The sequence below is a fragment of the Brevibacillus laterosporus DSM 25 genome, assembly GCF_002706795.1.
Classification (GTDB): Bacteria; Bacillota; Bacilli; order Brevibacillales; family Brevibacillaceae; genus Brevibacillus_B; species Brevibacillus_B laterosporus.
In genome coordinates, this window is record NZ_CP017705.1 from 5363857 (window position 1) to 5383450 (window position 19594).

Sequence of the window (19594 nt, forward strand, 5' to 3'; positions counted from 1 at the left end):
CACGGCGGTTTACGCTAAAATATAACGATCTTCTGAGAAAGCTTCTCCGCCTCTTGCCTCTTCAAAGGCCTGCAACAAATCTCTTGTTGTCATCTGCTCTTTTTTCTCTTGAGGAAGGTCCAAAATGATCTTCCCCTCATGTAGCATTAATAAACGATTCCCCATATGCAGGGCCTGCTCCATGTTATGAGTAACCATGAGCGTGGTCAGGTTGTTTTCCTCCACTACTTTTCGAGTCAAATCAACGATTAACTGAGCACGTTTTGGGTCCAAAGCGGCCGTATGTTCGTCCAACAACAATAATTTGGGGTTGATAAACGTAGCCATTAACAAACTCAGTGCCTGACGTTGTCCGCCAGATAGAAAGCCTACCTTCGTTTTCAAACGATTTTCCAATCCCTGGTCTAACATTGCCAGCTTCTCTTGAAAAAACACCCTTTTTTTATTGGTTACACCAAGGGAAAGCGTTCGGTGACGACCACGGGAATAAGCAATAGCCAAGTTTTCTTCAATCGTCATTTGGGGAGCCGTACCTGCCATTGGATCTTGAAAAACTCGACCAATCAACGCAGCTCGCTTATGCTCACCCAGTTTGGTTACATTCTGATGATCAATAAAAATATTTCCTGTGTCAGGGATGATTCCACCGGAGATCGTATTCATCAAAGTAGACTTTCCAGCACCATTGCTACCAATCACCGTCACGAAATCACCGTGTTCTAGCTTTACATTAATATTGTTAAGTGCAATTTTTTGATTCACAGTATTTTGGTTAAATACTCTGGTGACATTGGTTATCTCTAACACGACCGTTTGCCTCCTTTCACCGTTTTACCTATTTTCCAGACACCCTTCATCAGGTTTGGTAAAACCAAGGCAACGATTACAATAATCGCCGTGATCAGCTTCATATCAGATGCGAGGAAACCCGCACGCAGAGCAAACGCAATCACTAATCGATACACAATAGAACCAAGAATGACTGCAAGCGTGAGTCGCATCATACTTTTTGTCCCAAACAGTACCTCTCCAATAATGACGGAAGCAAGTCCGATGACAATCATTCCAATTCCCATTCCTACATCCGCAAAACCTTGATGTTGTGCCACTAGAGCTCCAGAAGCAGCTACAAGTGCATTTGATAAGGCCAGACCTATAATCGTAGTCGTATCTGTATTAGCCCCGAAGCTACGAATCATCCTATCATTATCACCTGTCGCTCGAATATCTAATCCCAAATCCGTATGCAAAAACCAGTCCATGACTACTTTCAAGATCAACACCATAATGAGAAAAACGATCGTACTCGCTAATGAGACACCATAAATGTGAAAATCAAATATAGAGACTGCCTGGGCTTTTGTATACAGTGTTTCCTCACGTAAAAGTGGTAAATTTGATTTTTTACCCATGATACGTAAATTGATAGAATACAAGGCAATCATCGTTAAAATACCTGCCAAGAGGCCATTTATTTTCCCCTTTGTTGTCAGAATCCCAGTAAATATTCCTGCAAGCGCACCACCTACCATTGCAAGTAAGGTTGCTAAAAACGGATTCATTCCATCTATGATAACTGTAGCTGCGATGGCTCCTCCCATGGCAAAACTTCCGTCTACCGTCAAATCAGGAAAATTCAGAATTCGAAAGGTTAAAAAAACGCCTAGCACCATGACTGCGAAGAGTAGACCTTGTTCGAATGCGCCAACGATTGCAATGGTCATTGCTTCCTCCTCTTTGGTTCCTATATCATTTGCCTATTGGTCAAAGGTTTGTACAGCTTGGTCTATTAGATCCTTTGGCAATGTAATGCCCATTTTTTCAGCAGCCTTCTTATTGATGACCAACTTCATTTCTTTTTGGGACTCCACTGGCATATCGCCAACCTTACTTTCTCCTTTAAGAATGTTAGCAGCCATATCTCCTGTTTGGGCACCAAGCTGACTATAATCAATACCAAAAGTAGTAATTGCCCCACTCTTTACAGAGTTTTCTTCTCCAGCGACCACAGGGATTTTTTGTGCTTCGGCTACACTTACAACTGCTGATATAGAGGACACTACCATATTATCTGTTGGTACATAAAAGGAATCTACTTTACCTACCATAGACTCTGCGGCTTGCTTTACCTCTGTTGGGTTTGTTATCGCAGCTTCTATAATTGTCAGACCTAATTTTCCAGCTACCTCTTTAGCTTTATCTACCTGTACTTTTGAATTAACTTCCCCAGAGTTATAAATTACACCTACATTTTTTGCATCTGCTTTTAATTTTTTAATCAACGATAATTGCTCTTCTATGGGATTCATGTCTGTAGTACCCGATACATTACCACCTGGTTTATCCATTGAATTAACTAATCCGGCAGTTACTGGGTCGGTCACTGCGGTAAACAGAATAGGGATATCTGTGGTTGTTTGTGCTGCTGCTTGAACAGCTGGGGTGCCAATAGCAAGAATGAGATCAACCTTGTCGCCAGCGAATTTTTTGGCAATTTGAATCGCTGTATCCATATTGCCCTGCGCAGATTGAAGATCATATACCACGGTTTTATTTTCCTCAAAACCGTTTGCCTTCATTTTGGCTATAAATCCGTCCTTCGCTGCATCTAATGCAGGATGTTCGATTATTTGCACAATTCCGACTTTAATGACTTTAGCTTCATTTGCAGTCGATTGAGGTTCAGAAGCTGCTCCGCTTTGGTTGTTAGCTGGAGCCGTGCTAGTCTGACTACAGGCGGTTGCAATCAAAAGCATAAGCGTTGAAAATAAGGCCAAAACGAACTTTGCTTGTCTTATGTTACCTTTCACACAGAATCCCCCTTTACCTTCTACAAGTATCTACACACTTAACTATGTTACCATTAATCAATTATTTTTTGAAGAGTTAGAAAATTATTTTATCGGGCATATACCCGATTACTAGTGAACTTTAGAAAAGGATTTTAGCCAAGAATATAGATCCGGCACGGATTCAAAAGCATATTTTCGTGCTACTTCTCTATCACGCTGGTAAATAATGAGACAAGGGACACTGGTAATTTGCCAGTCTTGTGCTAGCTTTTTATGAACATTAATATTAACTCGATAAAACACTACCTCTGGAAAGAGCTGCTCTAGCATCGTAACCATCAGACTAGCAATTTGACAGGTTCCACACAATGGCGTATACAAATAGAATATCGAGTATTCTGTCTGTAATAAATCTACCTGAATCATTTTTTGGTAATCTATGATTTCTCGCACGTTGCTTCTCTTCCCTCCCTTCACAAAATAAATTCCTATTCTTGGGGATAATGAATGATTGTAACAAGACAAGCCATACTATGGGTCAGATTGGTTTTGTGTAGAAAGGGGGTGTCACAATGTCCAAACATAACAATACAACGAAACGTCCGACTACTGCTTCTGCTGGATCACGTAGCACTCCACCAAAAACAAAAGAAAATACGACCCACAACAATCCTCGATAATACCTTTGCAATAGCATGCTCAATAGTAACATACCAATGAAAGCAAATTTATGATTTATAATCGCCTACGCCACTATAAATTAGTATCGATAAAAAAGCACTCTCTGCGTAAAGAGTGCTTTTTCTCATCTACGGCAAAGAGACCCAGTCCAGTAACTTTTTGTTGCGAACTTCACGCTCGCTGTCTCCTGCCAAGTCGTATTTTTTAAGCGCATGAAACAGTTCGTTTAAAGTTGACTGAGACAGATCCTTTTGCAAAAATACCTGTATCTGCTCTGCCAATGCTTTTGGTACGTAAGCCTGTTGATCCGCCCATTTTTGCAAGACATCCGCCTGACTGTGATCTAGCTTGCACTCCCCCATGTTCATTCCCTCCTTTACCTTTTCTTAATCCTTACCATAACCTGTTTTCGCCCAAGCTTCCATCTTTTTGGGCGCAAAAACTTTATCTCTGTCAATAACCATCCACCCATTCATGACATATTGATATAGGGCAGAGACAAAGGAGGGTGATATAAAATGTCAAGTATCTTTGGTGGTAATGGTTGTGGCGATTTCTCTTGTATCCTAGTGTTGTTCATTCTACTGGTGATTATCAGTTGCTGCTTCGATGGCTGCGGCTCCCGCTGCTAGGCACTGAGACACCCGAGTAAGAAATGGCCTATTTCATATAGGAGCTGGTGAATAATGGCAGAATTATATCCATCACTAGAAATTAGGTAGCTAAGAATATAGCCGTCTCCTATATGAGTCACCATCTCTATATCTGATTTATAACAGAGTAAAAAGACGCCAGAATGAAGGCGTCTTTTTACATGATCTTTAATCCTATTTCATTCTCTCTGAAGACCTTTCAGACTGGCGTAGCTCTATCCTTCTGATTTTACCAGAAGTCGTTTTGGGCAACTCACTGACGAACTCAATTTTGCGTGGATATTTATAAGGGGCCGTTAAGCTTTTTACATGCTCCTGTAATTGAATAATCAATTCATCAGAAGCTTCCACTCCTTGTTTTAATACGATAAAGGCTTTTACAATCTGTCCGCGATCGGGATCTGGACTAGCTACTGCTGCGCATTCTGCTACGGCCTCATGCTTTACTAAAGCATCTTCTACCTCAAACGGCCCAATGGTATAACCAGACGAGATAATAATGTCATCGGAACGACCCTCAAACCAAATATAACCATCCTCATCCTGACACCCCTGATCCCCCGTTACATACCAATCACCTCGAAACGCTCGCTGTGTTCGTTCTGGATCGTTCAAATAGCCTTTAAATAAGGCTATCATTTCTCGATCGACAGCAATATCTCCCACCTCCCCTTTTTTCACTTCGTTGCCTTCCTCGTCGATAATCGCAATTCGTACCACGGGAGAAGGGCGCCCCATCGAACCCGGACGTGGTTCCATTCCAACAAATGTTCCTACCAGCAAAGTACTTTCTGTTTGCCCGTATCCGTCTCGTACAGTCAGGTTAAATGTACGTCGGAACGTCTCGATTACCTCACGATTTAAAGGTTCACCTGCTGAACAAGCAGAGCGTAAAGCTGTAAGCTTATAGCTTGCCAGATCTGGCATTTTCGCTACCAGCCGGTATTCCGTCGGAGTGGCACACAAAACTGAAATGGGATATTTTTGTAACAAAGATAAATAGGTATCAGGTCTAAATTTACCCTTATAGACAAACGCGGTTGCACCTTTGCCTAATGTGGATACAAAAGGACTCCATATCCACTTTGCCCATCCAGGACCTGCTGTTGCCCAAACCAGATCATTCTCTTGAACGTCAAGCCAGTATGTAGCTGCAACAGCCAAATGAGCAAACGGCCAACCGTGCACATGCAAGACACCTTTGGGACCACCAGTCGTACCAGACGTGTAAGATAAGAAGGCAAGCTCATCCGAGCCTGTAACTACGCTCTGGGCTTCTTCTGCTGCTCCTTCTAGAATATCAGATAACTCCTGCCATCCTTCTCTATGCTCCCCCACTGAAATAAAATACGCTAGTGACTCACACTCGCTTCGAATGCCATCTATTTCGGATAGCAGTTCTTTTGTAGCAATAATTGCTTTAGCCTCTGCATGATTAGCACGGTACGCAATATCCTTCCCCCTGAGCATTTCAGAGCCGGGCATGACGACAACACCCATTTTAAGTAAAGCTAAATAAATACCATATGCTTCTATCCCACGTGGTACTAATACAAGCACTTTATCATAGCGAGCAATTCCACAGTTCAAGAAAGCGTTCACAAGTTTGTTCATATAAATGCGTAATTGCTCGTAGGAAAGCATTTCTTCCTTCCCATCTTCTGAGACAATCACAAGTGCAGCCTTTTCGGGATGAAGGAGAGCATATCTCTCTACTTCAGATGCAAAGTTATACAGCGACGGAATCTCAATTATTTCATTTTCTCTTAGCTTATCTGTTGACATGATAAATCCCTCCCTTAGATGTAACTGTTATTTAATAAGGAATTCTATTTATTTTCTGAAAATTCCTTTTTCTAAGACAAATATGTAAATATCCTGTTTGATTGCATAAATATTAATCATCTGCTATGATTTGTTCGTGTTTTTTGCAACATGGAGGGAACATCAATGACAACAAAAAAATGGGGAGCTTGGATGCTAACCGCCATTGTGGTAGGTAATATGGTGGGTTCAGGAATCTTTATGCTACCGGGTTCCTTAGCAAGACTAGCTAGTCCCTTAGCAGTCACCTTAGCATGGTTGCTTACCGGATTTGGAGTCTTATTAATTGGGCTCGTCTTTGGGAATTTAGCAATTCGTCGACCTGATCTTACTGCAGGCCCACAAAGTTATGCCTCTGCCTTGTTTCGCAATCCAAGACGGGGTAAAGTATTTGGTTTTACAATTGCTTGGGGTTATTGGGTAGCGAATTGGTCAGGAAATGTAGCGATTATCACAACATTTGCCGGATATCTTTCCACCTTTTTCCCTATCATGAAACAAACGAGCGTTTTATTTCAAATTGGCTCTTTTCCGGTTGAAACGGGAAAACTAATCACCTTTTTAGTCTGTACGATCTACTTATGGGGGACACATTTCATTTTATGCCGTAACACCCTAGTAGCCGGCAGACTTAATTTTATGGCAACAGCCACAAAAGTGATCGGATTTGTCTTTTTCATGGTTGCTGCTCTTTCCATTTTCCAATGGTCTATGATGGGTTCGTTCTATTATCCGATGTCTGAAGCTGGTTCTACAGTAGAGCATGGATTACTTGAACAAATCAATCTAGCCGCTATTTCAACGCTATGGGCATTTGTGGGAATAGAGTCTGCTTCGATTCTATCAGCACGAGCTCGCTCTCAGCGAGATGTAAAAATAGCTACCATCCTTGGATTAGTAATTGTTGTTTTTATTTATGTATTAATCACATTACTGACCATGGGGGTGCTACCTGTAGAAGCACTTCGTCATTCAGATAAACCACTAGCAGATGCACTCGTTGCTATTATGGGACCTACTGGAGGCATTGTGTTGGCTCTACTAGCGATTTTCTCCCTAATGGGGACAACTATTGGCTGGATTTTAGTAGGTTCTGAGGTATCTTATCAAGCAGCTCAAGCAGGGATGTTCCCTAAAATCTTTGAAAAAACGAATCAACATGGTAGTCCGGCTCAAGCCCTATTAATTACCAATTTATGCACACAGCTCTTTGTCTTCTCCACCATTTCTAACACGATCGCAGGTGCGTTTACCTTTGTCATCACGGTAGCAACCCTAGCTTATCTGATTCCGTATATTGTATCTGCCCTCTATCAACTGAAGTTGGTTTATACGGGTGAAACTTATCGTATAGGTGAAACACGGACAAGGGTGCTGGATGGTTGCGTTGGAATTTTAGCAACGCTTTACTCATTGTGGGTGATTAAAACAGGAATAGCAGATTTAGAAACACTTTTACTGGGGATGGGACTTTTCTTTAGTGCTATTTTAATCTATCCATTCGCTTTTAAGAAATCAGCTTGATACAGTACAAAGCAACAGCTCAAGCCTTAAAAGTATACAAAAAAAGCAGGAAGGAGTTTTCGCTCCTCACCTGCTTTTTCTGATTATCATCGAAATTATTGATTCGCTTCCTTCTAATAGACGTCCCCTTATTTTTTCTCGTCTGGATAAATCCACTTTTCCGGTTCACGAATAATAGACAGCTCATTAAAAGCTCGATAATAGGCAACATAGCTTTTATTCGCTTTTTGATATTCTACCTGATAAATCGTGTTACCCTTATTACTTTTGTCAAAAGGGCTTTTTTCTAGTGGTATTACAGTAGCAGAAGTAACTTGTCCGCCTCGCTGAGCAATTGCCTGCTTGATTGTATCTACATTCGCATCTTTTGCTTGTCTAAATCCAAAGAATGCCGCAATAACTGCTAGTACGCTTACGACCAAAAATCCGATGATCAGCAATTTCGATTTCTTTGTACTGTCCATCCGGTTCCTCCTTGCGACTAAGCTTGTGCGTTAGCTTTTGCCGCTTCCTTCGCATCTATATATACCTTATCAATGGTACCCCCACCCAGGCACTCTTCACCTTGGTAAAAGACAACTGCTTGCCCAGGAGTTACCGCTTTTTGTGGTTCTGCAAATTCGACCTTGTAGGTACCATTTTCAATGCGACGAACCGTAACCTGTTGATCCGGTTGACGATAACGGAATTTAGCCATGCAGGTCAATACATCTTCTTTTGGCTCATCACTTACCCACTTCACTTGTTCAGCGATCAGATAAGATGAGTAAAGCCAAGGATGGTTAGAGCCTTGTCCGACAATGAGAACGTTTCTCTCTAAATCCTTGTCAACTACAAACCATGGCAGTCCTTCTCCTGCTCCTCCACCAATGCCAAGACCTTGTCGTTGTCCTAATGTGTAGTACATCAAGCCATCGTGGCTTCCGATAACCTCTCCATCTGTTGTTTCAATCTTGCCTGGTTTCGCAGGCAGATAGTTTTGGAGGAACTCACGGAAATTACGTTCTCCGATAAAGCAGATGCCTGTGCTATCTTTTTTCTTAGCTGTAGCAAGACCTGCTCGATCAGCAATTTCACGAACTTGCTTTTTTGGTAAATGTCCAATCGGAAACAGGGTCTTAGCTAATTGTTTCTGACCCAATTGATTCAAAAAGTAGGTTTGATCTTTATTTTCGTCAACGCCTCTTAGCAATTTATATTCACCATCACGTAGTTCCACACGCGCATAGTGACCCGTTGCTACATAGTCAGCACCCAAGTCCATGACTTTGTTCAAGAATTCACCGAACTTAATCTCTCGGTTACACATTACATCTGGATTAGGTGTTCGTCCACTTTTATATTCATCTAAAAAATAGGAGAATACCTTATCCATATATTCTTTCTCAAAATTAACTGTATAGTAAGGTATACCTATTTGGTCACATACACGGCGCACATCATGATAATCCTCTTCTGCTGTACAATGACCAAATTCGTCCGTATCGTCCCAGTTCTTCATGAAGATGCCGATTACGTCGTAGCCTTGTTCCTTGAGAAGCAAAGCGGTCACGGAAGAATCGACCCCACCGGACATCCCGACAACGACACGTGTATCTTCAGGTTTTTTCATGTTAAATCCCCTCTCTGCACCAACAAACTTCCTATTTCCATTCATAGTTGATATTCACAATAAGAACGATTGAAAATAAGTTTATTATACTAAAAATAAAAAGGAAAGGGAAATGATATGCAAAATTGCTACTCTATATAAAAAAACCGCAGTACACTTGGCACTAACGGTCACTCAATTACATCAGATATATGCCTTCTTATTGCAGTTCGTCTTCAACCTCGGAACTGAAAGAATCTAAACTGTTTTCACGACGAGCGTTTTTATTTTCTAGGTCTGAGCGTTCCTTATTGGAGATTTCGTCCCCATGCGCTTGCAGGTAATCTTTTGTCTCGCTAATATTTTGTTGTGTGTTTTCGATCATTTGTTTTAGCTTTGCGACATTGTCAGAACGATCGTCTGGTTTTGCCATGTGTATTTTCCTCCTAAATAAATTGCTAGAATATCATATATTTTTTTCCCGAAAAGGAGATTTTATGCACATTGACAGGTAATAACTTTCTATCTCCACATCAGGTTTTTGGCTAAAATTGATTCATCCCGTATCAGCAAAAAACGCCCGAATATTTGAAATTCGGACGTAGACGTGACAAAAAGTCGACTTATCTTATGTAACTTGGCTAAACAGATTCGTTGGCTGCTCGAACCCAGGATAATCGTCTGTCATTTGCTAAACTATAATTATAATAATATAGACAACTCGCTCCCTCTTCTACCGCGGTTTTCACCTTCTCTATCAAAGCCCCCTTTGATTTCATTCGTTGATGATGTAGAGAAAGCGCAACACCAACCTCTTGTCGAGGATCGTGTAATCGCAGATTTTGAACTCCGTACCGAAGAGAGTCAGACTGGTCTGTATACATTAATGGAACAAAACGATCGACATAGGACGCAATGTTTCGTAACGACACGCCCTCATAGAAGGATTGGTTTACAGAAAACGGTGTAGAGGATGGAATGTAATCTATTTTTACCTGATAACGTCCTGCAATTTCATGCAGGCTAGCAACTAGGTCTGTAATGGTTTGTTCACGAGATTGCTGGTATGCATACAGTTCAGGATAAGAGAGCATCAGGTATGCGATTTGGCTACCTTCTTCTGGGAGTGGGCCGTAATCTTGAGCTAGCATCGGTTGGAGCAAGCGTTTCGACAACTCTTGTACAGCATCTCCATCAATGCCGCTCTCCGTCGCAGTGTGCTTACATGCTGGACAGAAACAAAGTGAAAGTAACCATTGCGCCGCTTCACCTATATGCAACAGATTTATCTCATGATGGCCGCCATGCTTCATCGTCATAAAAGCAGCTGCTTCTACCATAATCCGTTCTGGTTGAACATGAATTAATGTATCTTCGAATAAAGCTGTTATATATTCCTTTACGTCTGGCTGAGCTGGGCATAAATTGTATGTAAACGTATCTTTCCATACATTTTGAACACATAATTCAGGAAATTGGCTACCTATTGCAGAATTATGCACACCTACCCACCAAGTATGAAAATGCATATTTTGCTTTTGACATGCTTCCCTCATCCGTGGGAATAATTCCTCTTTTGCTATCGAACGATGTACAACTGGCTGTATTCGACCATAGCGTGTTGGATCGGGCCTAAAAAATATTCCTGCGTGTGGTACTTGTAGAAACTGCTCGGCTTGGGATTGAAAAAACCGTCCCTGATGGTAGCTGCTATTTAGCACCACCGTATCGCACCCCATTCTTTGCATATCAGTTAAAATATGCTCTGTCCCGACCTCATAAACCGTCCATGCATACATAAACATCCCTTTATTGATTGAAGTAGCAGTCATACTACAACCTCCATTTCACTGATGTTCTTACTTTTACTCATGAAAGTATTCATACAAGATCATGTTCTTGTTGTAAGGCTAACAAACGCAGAAAATGCACATCACGCCTGTACGTTTCTCGTGATATTTTTTCATCTGTATAGGTGAATAATCCTTTTCCTGTCTTAACTCCAAGTTTTCCAGTTTCAACATAACAGATTCATGCTCGTTTCTAGCAAGTTAATCGTTTTTGACGCATACGTTCATCTGGATCAAATAAGTTGACTTGTATTCCAGCACTGGCATATGCCAAAGCGATACCGTGCCCCATTACGTCTGCTCCAATGACCGCTACTCTTTTCACCATATGCAAGTCCCCCTATTTTCTTTCCTTGTAAAAGAGAATCTCTAATCAGGGAAAGATTTACTTGAATTTTCACAAAACGATTGTATCTCTAAATAGATGGATATATGATTATCCATATCAACAAGTATCTATAGAAAATGGATGGCGATTAGGGGGATTCCTTTTGTATGCACAAATGAAAGTCAGATTAGGTCTATTAAGTGTCTCTCATCTGGCTAATGATTTTTTTAACGGCGTTCTTGTAGCCATTTTACCTTTACTTCATCTGTATTACGGACTTACCTACACCCAAATGAGTTTACTTGTACTAGTAAACAATCTATTCGGTGGTTTTTTCCAACCATTTCTCGCATTATTTTCAGACCAACGTGAAAAACCGTGGTTCATTCCTCTAGGATTTCTTATGCTAGGTACTGGCATTTACGCGATTTCATGGAGTGGCAATTTTTATTGGTTATTATTCGCAGTCATGATCGCTTCTCTCGGATCAGCGGCGTATCATCCTGACGCTAACAAATGCGTTCATCAACTACCAGGCTTGCAACGTGGTACCATTCAATCCATCTTTCAAATTGGTGGGAATGCAGGAATGGCTTTGGCCCCGCTGAGTTTGTGGTTCCTCTCCCTGACCGGTCTTGGTGGAACGATCTGGTTGTATAGCATCGCAATGGTGTTTGCTTGTGTCTTTTTCTTTTTTGCAAAGAGAAATGGAGCCTTGCAAGTCAAAAACAACCTCCTTGAAGCTACAGAAAAACCACCCATTAAGCCTGGTCTTAAGGCTTTAGTTACAGTGATCGCCTGTAGAACCTTAGCCAATGCAGGAATTGTCATGTTCTTTCCCCTTTTTCTAATAGCTACCTATGGCACGAAAGAATCGGATGTATGGGTCTACAGCTTTCTTTTCTTACTAGGTGGAGCAATCGGCACGCTAGCTGGAGGATCATTAGGTGACCGTTTTGGCATGCGCCGAGTTCTCCAATTGTCTCTCATCCTTAGTGCACCCCTTGCCTTGCTTCTCCCGTGGATGAATGGCTTTACAGCGATGCTTCTGCTGTTTACACTCGGACTAGTACTCATGTCTACCTTCTCAGTTGCTGTTGTTTTCGCCCAGGATTTAATGCCAAAACGTGCTGGGATGGCTTCTAGCCTTGTTATTGGATTTACGGGTGGTTTATCAGGCATTTGCTTACTAGTGTTGGGAATGCTAGCTGATCGAATTGGTCTTTTTCCTATTTTATGTGTGATTCTTGCAATGCCTGCAATTGGAGCGTTCCTATGTTTCACGTTACCCCATGATCGAATAAGTCACCAAACGCCAAACATGTAAGTACTATCCAAACTGATTTTGTTGTAACGCTGGTAGCTAAGAGCATGTAATAACGGTTGTAGCAAATAACATACCTGTGGATTTCTTACAGATGAATTAGAAGAGGGTCTTTATTTCTTCTCTGCTACTTGCTTTTGATAGCAATGGCAGTCTTGAACATGATCATTTACCATTCCAACAGCCTGCATAAAGGCATAACAAATCGTAGAACCAACAAACTTGAAACCACGCTTCTTCAAATCTTTGCTTAACCTATCACTAATTTCTGTGGTTACCGGAACGTCTTGTAAACTAGACGGATGATTTTGGATAGGATTTCCATCTACAAATGACCATATGTATGTGCTAAACGATCCAAATTCATCTACAATAGCAAAATACGCCTTCGCGTTGGTAATAACGGCTTGTATTTTAAGCTTGTTTCTCACAATTCCTTCATTATTCATCAGCTCTGCTATTTTCTTGTCATCGTAGGCAATAATTTTGGATGGCTCGAATTGATCGAAAGCTAGACGATAGTTCTCTCTTTTTTTTAAGATGGTGTACCAACTAAGTCCTGCTTGAGACCCTTCCAAATTTATATATTCAAAGAGTAACCGATCATCGTAGACTGGTACGCCCCATTCCTTGTCATGATAATCGATGTACAAGGGGTCTTGATTTACCCAACCACATCTATTCATTTACTTTTCCTCCTTAATACCGAACCGAACAAACGTTCTTTTGTTATTAGTCTATCATATCGAATGTTAAACCGGTAAGCAAGAATTAATACTAAAAAAGCACCTATGCTTCATGATAAGCAAAGGTGCTTTTCCTAAAAACCTAACCTACTACTCTGCTCTTACTCAACGACTGCAATCGCTTCAATCTCTACTAGCGCACCTTTAGGCAAGGCAGCAACTTGTACGCAACTACGTGCAGGAGCAGCTTGTTGAAAATATGTATGATAGGCTTCATTTACTTTGGCAAAGTCGTTCAAATCCTGAACAAATACAGTCGTTTTCACTACATTCTTCAAGCTTGTACCCGCTTCTTCTAAGATAGCCTGCAAATTCTTCATCGCTTGATGAGTCTGTTCTTCTACTGTTTCAAATAGGTCTGCGGTACCTGGCTTAAACCCTAATTGACCTGAAGTATAAGCCATGCCATTTACTACAATAGCTTGTGAGTATGGTCCAATAGCTTGAGGTGCTTTTTCGGTATGAATAACCTGTCTGTTCATTATTGATCCTCCCCTAGATTCTTTACTCTTCGATCATTTTGCTACATTCCCCGCTATATTAAGCACATCCCATGTTCGGGAAAATGGTGGAGAGTAGCATAGATCAAGCATTCCTAAATCTTCAGTTGTCATCTTGTTGTGAATGGCAGCTGCGAGCACATCAACCCGTAAGACAGCCCCTTGTTTCCCAATGATTTGTCCACCAAGAATGACCTTTGTCTTTGCATCATAAATCAGTTTCACATGAATGTCTACCTGACCCGGATAATAATTGGTCTGATTTTTGTCACGAATCATGATTGTGTTATAGGAAAGCCCCAGCTCCTTTGCTTCCTTTTCTGAAAGTCCTGTACGACCTGCTTCCAAATCTAGTACCTTTATGCAGGCAGAGCCTAATGTTCCGGGAAAATGGCTGTTATGACCCACAAGATTTTCTCCTACAATGCGCCCTAGTTTATTGGCTGTGGTGGCTAACGGGATGTAGACTGATTGCTTTTTTACCAAATGATAGACCGTGGCACAATCCCCAGCGGCATAGACATCTGGAAGAGAAGTCTCTCCATGCCCATTAATTACAAGCGCTCCATTTTCCAGCATAGTAATCCCTGTCTCTTTAAGAAATTGCGTGTTCGGACGCACACCGGTAGCTATCACTACGATATCAGCTGGATATTGACCCTGATCCGTTATTACACGCTCTACTCTCATTTCTCCGACAAAACCCTGCACACGCTCTTCCGTATGTAAAAGTACACCTTTACGAAGAATTCCTTCGGACATGATCTCGGTGATTTCTTCATCGAATGTTTCAGGAAGCACACGGCTATCTGCTTGGATCAATCGTACCTCTTTCCCTAGATTTTGCATAGCTTCCACGACTTCCATCCCGATATAACCCCCACCGATGACCACTACTCGTTTATAATCAGGCTTCATTGCTATTTCTTTTAAGGCTACACCATCCTGCATACTCTTTAGCGTGAAAATGTTCACAAGGTCTTTGTTATCAAACGGAGGTACAACCGCAGACGCTCCCGTAGCAATCATAACCTTGTCATATTGATCATCAAACTCTTGATCGGTTTTTAACGATTTTACTCGAATGGTTTTCGTCTGTGGATGAAGCGAAGTCACTTGATGCTTCGTATGGACCAAAATCCCCGAATCTGCAAATTGCTCTTTTGTACGGGCTATCATTTGGTTAGGGTTCTCAAAGAAATTTCCCACGAAATAAGGCAACCCACATGCACCAAACGATACCTCTTCCGTCATTTCATAGACAATAATCTCTGCGTCTTTATGCATTCGCTTTGCTTTAGCTGCCGCACTCATACCGGCTGCAACGCCACCAATAATAATAATTTTCATCCGCTGCTCTCCTTTTGTATGCTATATATGCTATTTACCCCAATCAAAGGGATTCTAACAGCTAGCATTGCCACCGCAGGACGAGTGCATCCATGTTATTTCTATTGTTATCGAGTTTTGCAGAATATTTCATTTTTTGATTCATAATTCCATTTTTTAAAATAACAAAATAAAAAATGCTATACTAAAAAACAAAACAACAAGTAAGAAAATGAGGGAGAGCTTTGAAAAATTATCAAACCTTATTATTTGATGTAGATGATACACTTTTAGATTTTGGTGCAGCAGAAAACTTAGCGTTACACTTCCTTTTCAAGGATCAAAACATTCTCTTAACCCCTGAAATTGAAGCACGTTATAAAAGCATAAACCAAGGTCTATGGAGAGACTTTGAGGAAGGAAAAATAGATCGAGATGAGGTAATAAATACACGCTTTTCCATTCTACTTAAGGAATATGATCAAGAGGTTGATGGAGCCTTATTGGAGAAAAACTATCGTAGCTACCTAGAAGAGGGACATCAGCTGGTTACTGGGGCCTTTGAATTAATAACAAGCCTTCACAGTCATTATGATATATATATTGTTACGAATGGTGTTTCCAAGACTCAGTATAAACGCTTACGTGATTCAGGATTATATCCGTTATGTAAGGATATTTTTGTTTCGGAGGATACTGGGTTTCAGAAGCCAATGAAGGAATATTTTGATTACGTCTTTGCCCGAATTCCTAATTTCTCCGTAGAAAAAGGCTTACTGATCGGAGATTCCCTAAGCGCGGATATAAAAGGCGGACAGCTAGCCGGTCTAGACACCTGTTGGTTCAATCCCGAATTGAAACCTAATGACACTGATATTGTGCCAACCTATCAAATACAAAAGCTTGATGAGCTTTATCGAATGTTAAAAATCAACTCAACAATCCTTTAAATTTCATTTATACCGAAAATTTTTTACATGATCTTACCTATCATGTAATCCATAAATTGCCACAATTGACCCACTTATAGATTACATGATAGTCCTTGTTTATTTCTTTTGCTTCTTAACCATCATCTCAAGCATCAGCTCATCCATTTTGCCAGAGCCTTCATTCCCTAGTCGGCAGAAGTTATCAATGGTTTTTTCTAATCCTTCATCAATAATCCCATTTGTTCCCGGTACCCCCATCCCCTGTGACGCCAGCAGAGCTGATTGTACGGCTGCTCCTGTACAGGTAGACACCTTCATAGCACAGCCTGCTTTTGCCCCATCACAAAGCATACCTGTTACATTTCCAATCGTATTTTGAATGGCAAAAGAGATTTGATTGAGATTACCGCCGAGTAGATACGTAATCGCCGCAGCCGCGCTAGCTCCCGCAACAGTCACCCCACACAATGCAGATAATCTACCGAATTTTGATTTAATCCAAATGGCTACTAAATGACTAAAGGTAACGGCTCGAATCATCTGTTCATCGGATGATCCCAATTTGTCTGCAACAGCTACCACCGGCATGGTTACAGAGATTCCCTGATTCCCGCTACCCGAATTTGACATAACCGGTAGCATGATTCCTGCCATCCGTGCATCTGAACCTGCGGCAGTTAATGACATGGCATGAGTAATTAAGTCATCAGACAATAATCCCTTGGCAACATTATCCTTGAGGATTTTACCGACTTGTAAACCGTAGTTGTTTTTCAGACCCTCGTTGCAAATTGCTCTATTTAGCTCAATACTTTGTTTGACCAGAGTCAGATCATCAAGAGGTATTTCCATAACAAATTGATAGATACTATCTAGTGTCAGGGTTTCACATATGTCTTTTTCTTTTCCGCCCTGCTCATGATAGTAATCGCATTCCTTTTCAAATACAGTGGCTCCACTCACTTCAATCCGTCTGATCTCTGTATGCATATCTTCTATGATCACTTTGGCGTAATCAGAGGCTGTGTGGACAGTTACTTCAATGTATAGTTTTTTGGGAGTGTCCGCTAATTGGATCGTGACATTACCAGCTTCAACGAATTCGAGCGCCTGTTGTTCAGCTTCAGGTACGACATTCTTCAATACTTCCAGCTTTCGCTCATGATCGCCTGCCAAAGCACCTAATGCAGACACAAAATCTATGCCGGTTTGTTGCATACCGGGTATTCCAACTGCCATAGCATTTTTCATCACATTAGCACTAATTGTTACATCAATAGAGGTAATGGCGGCTTCCAGATAACTTTTGGCGACAGAGGCTGCCCAAGCAATCGCTACAGGCTCCGTGCACCCAAGAGCAACAACCAATTCTTTTTCTAATAGCTGTACAATCTTTTTGCTCATATCTCTCATAGCCGTCTTCCTTTTCGTTAAAATAAGTCCTTCTCTTCTTCTTTGATTTTGTGTAAATACCGATAAATAGTAGGTTCTGAGGATTTTAATTGCTTAGAGATCGCATGTACCCCGCCTTTTAACTGAAAAGCACCCTGATGGTACAATTTTTTCACAATCTCCATTTTCTCTTGCACCGTCATCCGTTCCGGTGGAGTTGGTATATCCATCATCGTTTGATGGATCATGCTAGCAAGTACATCCTCCGCCTGACCATGCAGGTGCTCCGGCAGGTGTTCTGTATCTCTACGTCCTGTTTGATCTACCTCCTGCTGTTGCTCCCCGATGTGTAAAAAGCTATCGATCCACTCTTTTGCTTTTTCAAAATGTTCCACATCCGAATTGACACAAAGCACACCGATTAGTTCATTTGCTGGATTTTTAATGAAATAGCTCCATGAACGAAAAACCTTCCCATTTTTACCGTATGCCTTATAGTTTGCAATAAATTCCTTTTTTAAATAGGTCTTATCCTGTAGCACCTGTAAGACCAGATTCGTCGGTGCATCCCCTATTTTTCTCCCACTAATATGTCCATTCTCAATCGCGATAATAGAGGTTTCCTGCTGTGATAAGTCGTGTAATACAACCTCTGAGTGCTTGCCGAGAATGGAGGCGATAAAGGAGACGAGTGGAACATACATCTGTAATACTGTTTTATTCTGCATGCTGTATTTCTCCGTTTTCCATCATTGTTAGCGATAAAAAAGATAATAAGATTTTATCATCACAATAATATTTTTTCTACATGTTTTGGTCCCTAAAACTGTTTGAAGATGATGTCAATCCAGCCTATCTCTTCTTCCCTACATCCCCCTCCCTACTTCCCTTCTCCCTTTTGTACAAAATAAAATGGATGGATTGCGTTTGTCCATTGAGTTACTGAAAATCATCCTTTATTATTCATTTAGTTGCTGATAATGATAATCATTACTTTAAAATAACATGAGCATGCTGGAGGAACGTGTACAATGATTCAAATCCGAAAATATATCGTTAATTTTTGTATGATTGCAATGATTGGAGCAGTGTCAGTGGGCTGTGGTAGCCCTTCAGAAGAGCAGAAAAGCAGCACAGAAAAAATTTCGATACAAACCATTCCCAAAAATACACCTACCCCTTCTGAGAACGCAAAACCAGATATGAAGGATACAACTGTTTCTACACAAAAATATACAGATTATAAAGGGCATTCTGTAGTGATTCCTGTTGCACCACAACGCATCATTTTTGCTGGCGAAACATTTAGTGATTTAGTAGCCCTACAGATAAATGCTGTCGGTACGTCCTCCAATTGGATTACAGACACAGTTTATGAAGATAAAGTCAAACAACACACTGTAGATGTCGGCTTTCCAATCAACCTTGAAAAAGCGTTGGGTCTTGAACCAGACTTAATTATTATTGGAAGTACAGATGAAAAGGAATACGAACAGCTTTCTAAAATTGCACCTACGATTATGTTCGATACCTTTGCACCGATGGACGAACGTATCACTTTATTAGGTAGCATTGTTGGGAAAGAGCAACAAGCAAAGGAGTGGCTGGCTGGTTACCATGCCAAGGATAACAAGATGTGGGATGAGTTACATGCAGCAGGGATAGGAAATGACGAGACTGCTTCTGTGTTCACCTATTATCCTGGAAATCGGTTATTTGTCATGGCAAGCACAGGGCTTTCACAAGTGCTATACCAGCCAAATGGCTTTAAACCAACCGCACCTATTCAAGAAATATTGAACAATAATACAGGATTTAAAGAAATATCCATGGAGCTTCTGCCAAAATATGCCGGTGATCGGATTTTTATCCTCGTTCCTATCGCTGATGAAGCGAAGAGATCTACAGATGATTTACTAAAAACAGCAATTTGGAAGGAGCTACCTGGCGTAAAACAGGGACATGTCTATTCCCTTGATATCGTTAAATCTGGTAGTGATGCTTTAACAAGAGAATGGCTGATAGAGGAATTACCTAAGCTACTTAAAAAATAAGCTGGTTATCCCTTACAAAATATGTGAATAGAATACAAAAGAAGCTTTTCAAAGATTATTGAAAAGCTTCTTTT

Annotated in this window: 21 protein-coding genes; 5 read left to right on the plus strand and 16 right to left on the minus strand. The window is 41.0% G+C overall.

All coding sequences use genetic code 11. From position 1 onward, the window contains the following. Positions 1–9: 9 nt before the first annotated feature. The 5 genes from BrL25_RS24425 to BrL25_RS24445 form a co-directional block, all read right to left on the minus strand. On the minus strand, positions 10–807 hold the full coding sequence (locus tag BrL25_RS24425) for an ABC transporter ATP-binding protein (protein ID WP_018670583.1): 798 nt from the start codon (positions 805–807) through the stop codon (positions 10–12). Next, positions 801–1724, minus strand: a complete 924-nt coding sequence (locus tag BrL25_RS24430; protein ID WP_018670582.1) for an ABC transporter permease — start codon at positions 1722–1724, stop codon at positions 801–803. The genes BrL25_RS24425 and BrL25_RS24430 overlap by 7 nt, the downstream gene beginning before the upstream one ends. A 33-nt stretch (positions 1725–1757) precedes the next feature. Then, a complete protein-coding gene (locus BrL25_RS24435; protein ID WP_018670581.1) occupies positions 1758–2810 on the minus strand; it encodes an ABC transporter substrate-binding protein in 1053 nt (350 codons plus the stop codon). A gap of 111 nt (positions 2811–2921) precedes the next feature. Beyond that, positions 2922–3245, minus strand: coding sequence for a thioredoxin family protein (locus BrL25_RS24440; protein WP_018670580.1), 324 nt, complete (start codon positions 3243–3245; stop codon positions 2922–2924). 356 nt (positions 3246–3601) lie between these two features. Further along, positions 3602–3835 carry a hypothetical protein gene (locus BrL25_RS24445; protein ID WP_018670578.1) on the minus strand — a complete coding sequence of 78 codons (234 nt, stop codon included), beginning with the start codon at positions 3833–3835 and terminating at the stop codon, positions 3602–3604. Between the two features lie 156 nt (positions 3836–3991). Here BrL25_RS24445 and BrL25_RS24450 point away from each other — a divergent pair, with 156 nt between their 5' ends. Beyond that, positions 3992–4105 carry a YjcZ family sporulation protein gene (locus BrL25_RS24450; protein WP_099327300.1) on the plus strand — a complete coding sequence of 38 codons (114 nt, stop codon included), beginning with the start codon at positions 3992–3994 and terminating at the stop codon, positions 4103–4105. A 195-nt stretch (positions 4106–4300) separates the two neighbouring features. Here BrL25_RS24450 and BrL25_RS24455 read toward each other — a convergent pair whose 3' ends face one another. Then, positions 4301–5911 carry an acetate--CoA ligase gene (locus BrL25_RS24455; protein ID WP_018670577.1) on the minus strand — a complete coding sequence of 537 codons (1611 nt, stop codon included), beginning with the start codon at positions 5909–5911 and terminating at the stop codon, positions 4301–4303. Positions 5912–6076: 165 nt separating this feature from the next. On the opposite strand from BrL25_RS24455, the gene BrL25_RS24460 reads away from it, so the two are divergent. Further along, complete coding sequence (locus BrL25_RS24460; RefSeq protein ID WP_018670576.1) at positions 6077–7474, plus strand: amino acid permease; 1398 nt, start codon at positions 6077–6079, stop codon at positions 7472–7474. A gap of 128 nt (positions 7475–7602) precedes the next feature. Here BrL25_RS24460 and BrL25_RS24465 read toward each other — a convergent pair whose 3' ends face one another. From BrL25_RS24465 to BrL25_RS24485, 5 genes are all read right to left on the minus strand, one after another. Further along, complete coding sequence (locus BrL25_RS24465) at positions 7603–7938, minus strand: hypothetical protein (RefSeq protein ID WP_018670575.1); 336 nt, start codon at positions 7936–7938, stop codon at positions 7603–7605. Positions 7939–7955: 17 nt separating this feature from the next. After that, complete coding sequence (mnmA, locus tag BrL25_RS24470) at positions 7956–9086, minus strand: tRNA 2-thiouridine(34) synthase MnmA (RefSeq protein ID WP_018670574.1); 1131 nt, start codon at positions 9084–9086, stop codon at positions 7956–7958. Positions 9087–9285: 199 nt separating this feature from the next. Next, positions 9286–9498: a small acid-soluble spore protein Tlp gene (gene tlp, locus BrL25_RS24475; protein WP_018670573.1), complete on the minus strand. Its 213-nt coding sequence runs from the start codon at positions 9496–9498 to the stop codon at positions 9286–9288. Positions 9499–9706: 208 nt separating this feature from the next. Then, a complete protein-coding gene (locus BrL25_RS24480; RefSeq protein WP_018670572.1) occupies positions 9707–10897 on the minus strand; it encodes a hypothetical protein in 1191 nt (396 codons plus the stop codon). 211 nt (positions 10898–11108) lie between these two features. Then, on the minus strand, positions 11109–11243 hold the full coding sequence (locus tag BrL25_RS24485; protein WP_018670571.1) for a 3-hydroxyacyl-CoA dehydrogenase NAD-binding domain-containing protein: 135 nt from the start codon (positions 11241–11243) through the stop codon (positions 11109–11111). A 61-nt stretch (positions 11244–11304) separates the two neighbouring features. Between BrL25_RS24485 and BrL25_RS24490 the strand changes: the two genes are divergently transcribed. Continuing rightward, entirely contained in the window at positions 11305–12570 is a 1266-nt protein-coding gene (locus tag BrL25_RS24490) for an MFS transporter (RefSeq protein WP_146066368.1), read from the plus strand. Positions 12571–12680: 110 nt separating this feature from the next. Here BrL25_RS24490 and BrL25_RS24495 read toward each other — a convergent pair whose 3' ends face one another. From BrL25_RS24495 to BrL25_RS24505, 3 genes are all read right to left on the minus strand, one after another. Then, positions 12681–13253 carry a DNA-3-methyladenine glycosylase I gene (locus BrL25_RS24495; RefSeq protein WP_018670569.1) on the minus strand — a complete coding sequence of 191 codons (573 nt, stop codon included), beginning with the start codon at positions 13251–13253 and terminating at the stop codon, positions 12681–12683. A 161-nt stretch (positions 13254–13414) separates the two neighbouring features. Beyond that, positions 13415–13795, minus strand: coding sequence for a RidA family protein (locus BrL25_RS24500; RefSeq protein WP_018670568.1), 381 nt, complete (start codon positions 13793–13795; stop codon positions 13415–13417). Between the two features lie 33 nt (positions 13796–13828). Beyond that, entirely contained in the window at positions 13829–15163 is a 1335-nt protein-coding gene (locus BrL25_RS24505) for a CoA-disulfide reductase (RefSeq protein WP_018670567.1), read from the minus strand. Between the two features lie 224 nt (positions 15164–15387). Between BrL25_RS24505 and BrL25_RS24510 the strand changes: the two genes are divergently transcribed. Next, complete coding sequence (locus tag BrL25_RS24510; protein WP_018670566.1) at positions 15388–16092, plus strand: YjjG family noncanonical pyrimidine nucleotidase; 705 nt, start codon at positions 15388–15390, stop codon at positions 16090–16092. A gap of 99 nt (positions 16093–16191) precedes the next feature. Here BrL25_RS24510 and BrL25_RS24515 read toward each other — a convergent pair whose 3' ends face one another. Then, entirely contained in the window at positions 16192–17487 is a 1296-nt protein-coding gene (locus tag BrL25_RS24515) for an L-cysteine desulfidase family protein (RefSeq protein WP_018670565.1), read from the minus strand. A gap of 17 nt (positions 17488–17504) precedes the next feature. Further along, positions 17505–18194, minus strand: coding sequence for a helix-turn-helix transcriptional regulator (locus BrL25_RS24520; RefSeq protein ID WP_018670564.1), 690 nt, complete (start codon positions 18192–18194; stop codon positions 17505–17507). 303 nt (positions 18195–18497) lie between these two features. Here BrL25_RS24520 and BrL25_RS24525 point away from each other — a divergent pair, with 303 nt between their 5' ends. Continuing rightward, a complete protein-coding gene (locus tag BrL25_RS24525) occupies positions 18498–19520 on the plus strand; it encodes an ABC transporter substrate-binding protein (protein ID WP_018670563.1) in 1023 nt (340 codons plus the stop codon). The last annotated feature ends 74 nt before the right edge of the window (positions 19521–19594 follow it).

Bases quoted from the DNA above. Each gene is read 5' to 3' on its own strand.
- BrL25_RS24430 (WP_018670582.1), bottom strand. From the start codon at position 1,724: ATGACCATTGCAATCGTTGGCGCATTCGAACAAGGTCTACTCTTCGCA.
- BrL25_RS24445 (WP_018670578.1), bottom strand. From the start codon at position 3,835: ATGGGGGAGTGCAAGCTAGATCACAGTCAGGCGGATGTCTTGCAAAAA.
- BrL25_RS24450 (WP_099327300.1), top strand. From the start codon at position 3,992: ATGTCAAGTATCTTTGGTGGTAATGGTTGTGGCGATTTCTCTTGTATC.
- BrL25_RS24455 (WP_018670577.1), bottom strand. From the start codon at position 5,911: ATGTCAACAGATAAGCTAAGAGAAAATGAAATAATTGAGATTCCGTCG.
- BrL25_RS24460 (WP_018670576.1), top strand. From the start codon at position 6,077: ATGACAACAAAAAAATGGGGAGCTTGGATGCTAACCGCCATTGTGGTA.
- BrL25_RS24465 (WP_018670575.1), bottom strand. From the start codon at position 7,938: ATGGACAGTACAAAGAAATCGAAATTGCTGATCATCGGATTTTTGGTC.
- mnmA (WP_018670574.1), bottom strand. From the start codon at position 9,086: ATGAAAAAACCTGAAGATACACGTGTCGTTGTCGGGATGTCCGGTGGG.
- tlp (WP_018670573.1), bottom strand. From the start codon at position 9,498: ATGGCAAAACCAGACGATCGTTCTGACAATGTCGCAAAGCTAAAACAA.
- BrL25_RS24480 (WP_018670572.1), bottom strand. From the start codon at position 10,897: ATGACTGCTACTTCAATCAATAAAGGGATGTTTATGTATGCATGGACG.
- BrL25_RS24485 (WP_018670571.1), bottom strand. From the start codon at position 11,243: ATGGTGAAAAGAGTAGCGGTCATTGGAGCAGACGTAATGGGGCACGGT.
- BrL25_RS24495 (WP_018670569.1), bottom strand. From the start codon at position 13,253: ATGAATAGATGTGGTTGGGTAAATCAAGACCCCTTGTACATCGATTAT.
- BrL25_RS24500 (WP_018670568.1), bottom strand. From the start codon at position 13,795: ATGAACAGACAGGTTATTCATACCGAAAAAGCACCTCAAGCTATTGGA.
- BrL25_RS24505 (WP_018670567.1), bottom strand. From the start codon at position 15,163: ATGAAAATTATTATTATTGGTGGCGTTGCAGCCGGTATGAGTGCGGCA.
- BrL25_RS24515 (WP_018670565.1), bottom strand. From the start codon at position 17,487: ATGAGAGATATGAGCAAAAAGATTGTACAGCTATTAGAAAAAGAATTG.
- BrL25_RS24520 (WP_018670564.1), bottom strand. From the start codon at position 18,194: ATGCAGAATAAAACAGTATTACAGATGTATGTTCCACTCGTCTCCTTT.
- BrL25_RS24525 (WP_018670563.1), top strand. From the start codon at position 18,498: ATGATTCAAATCCGAAAATATATCGTTAATTTTTGTATGATTGCAATG.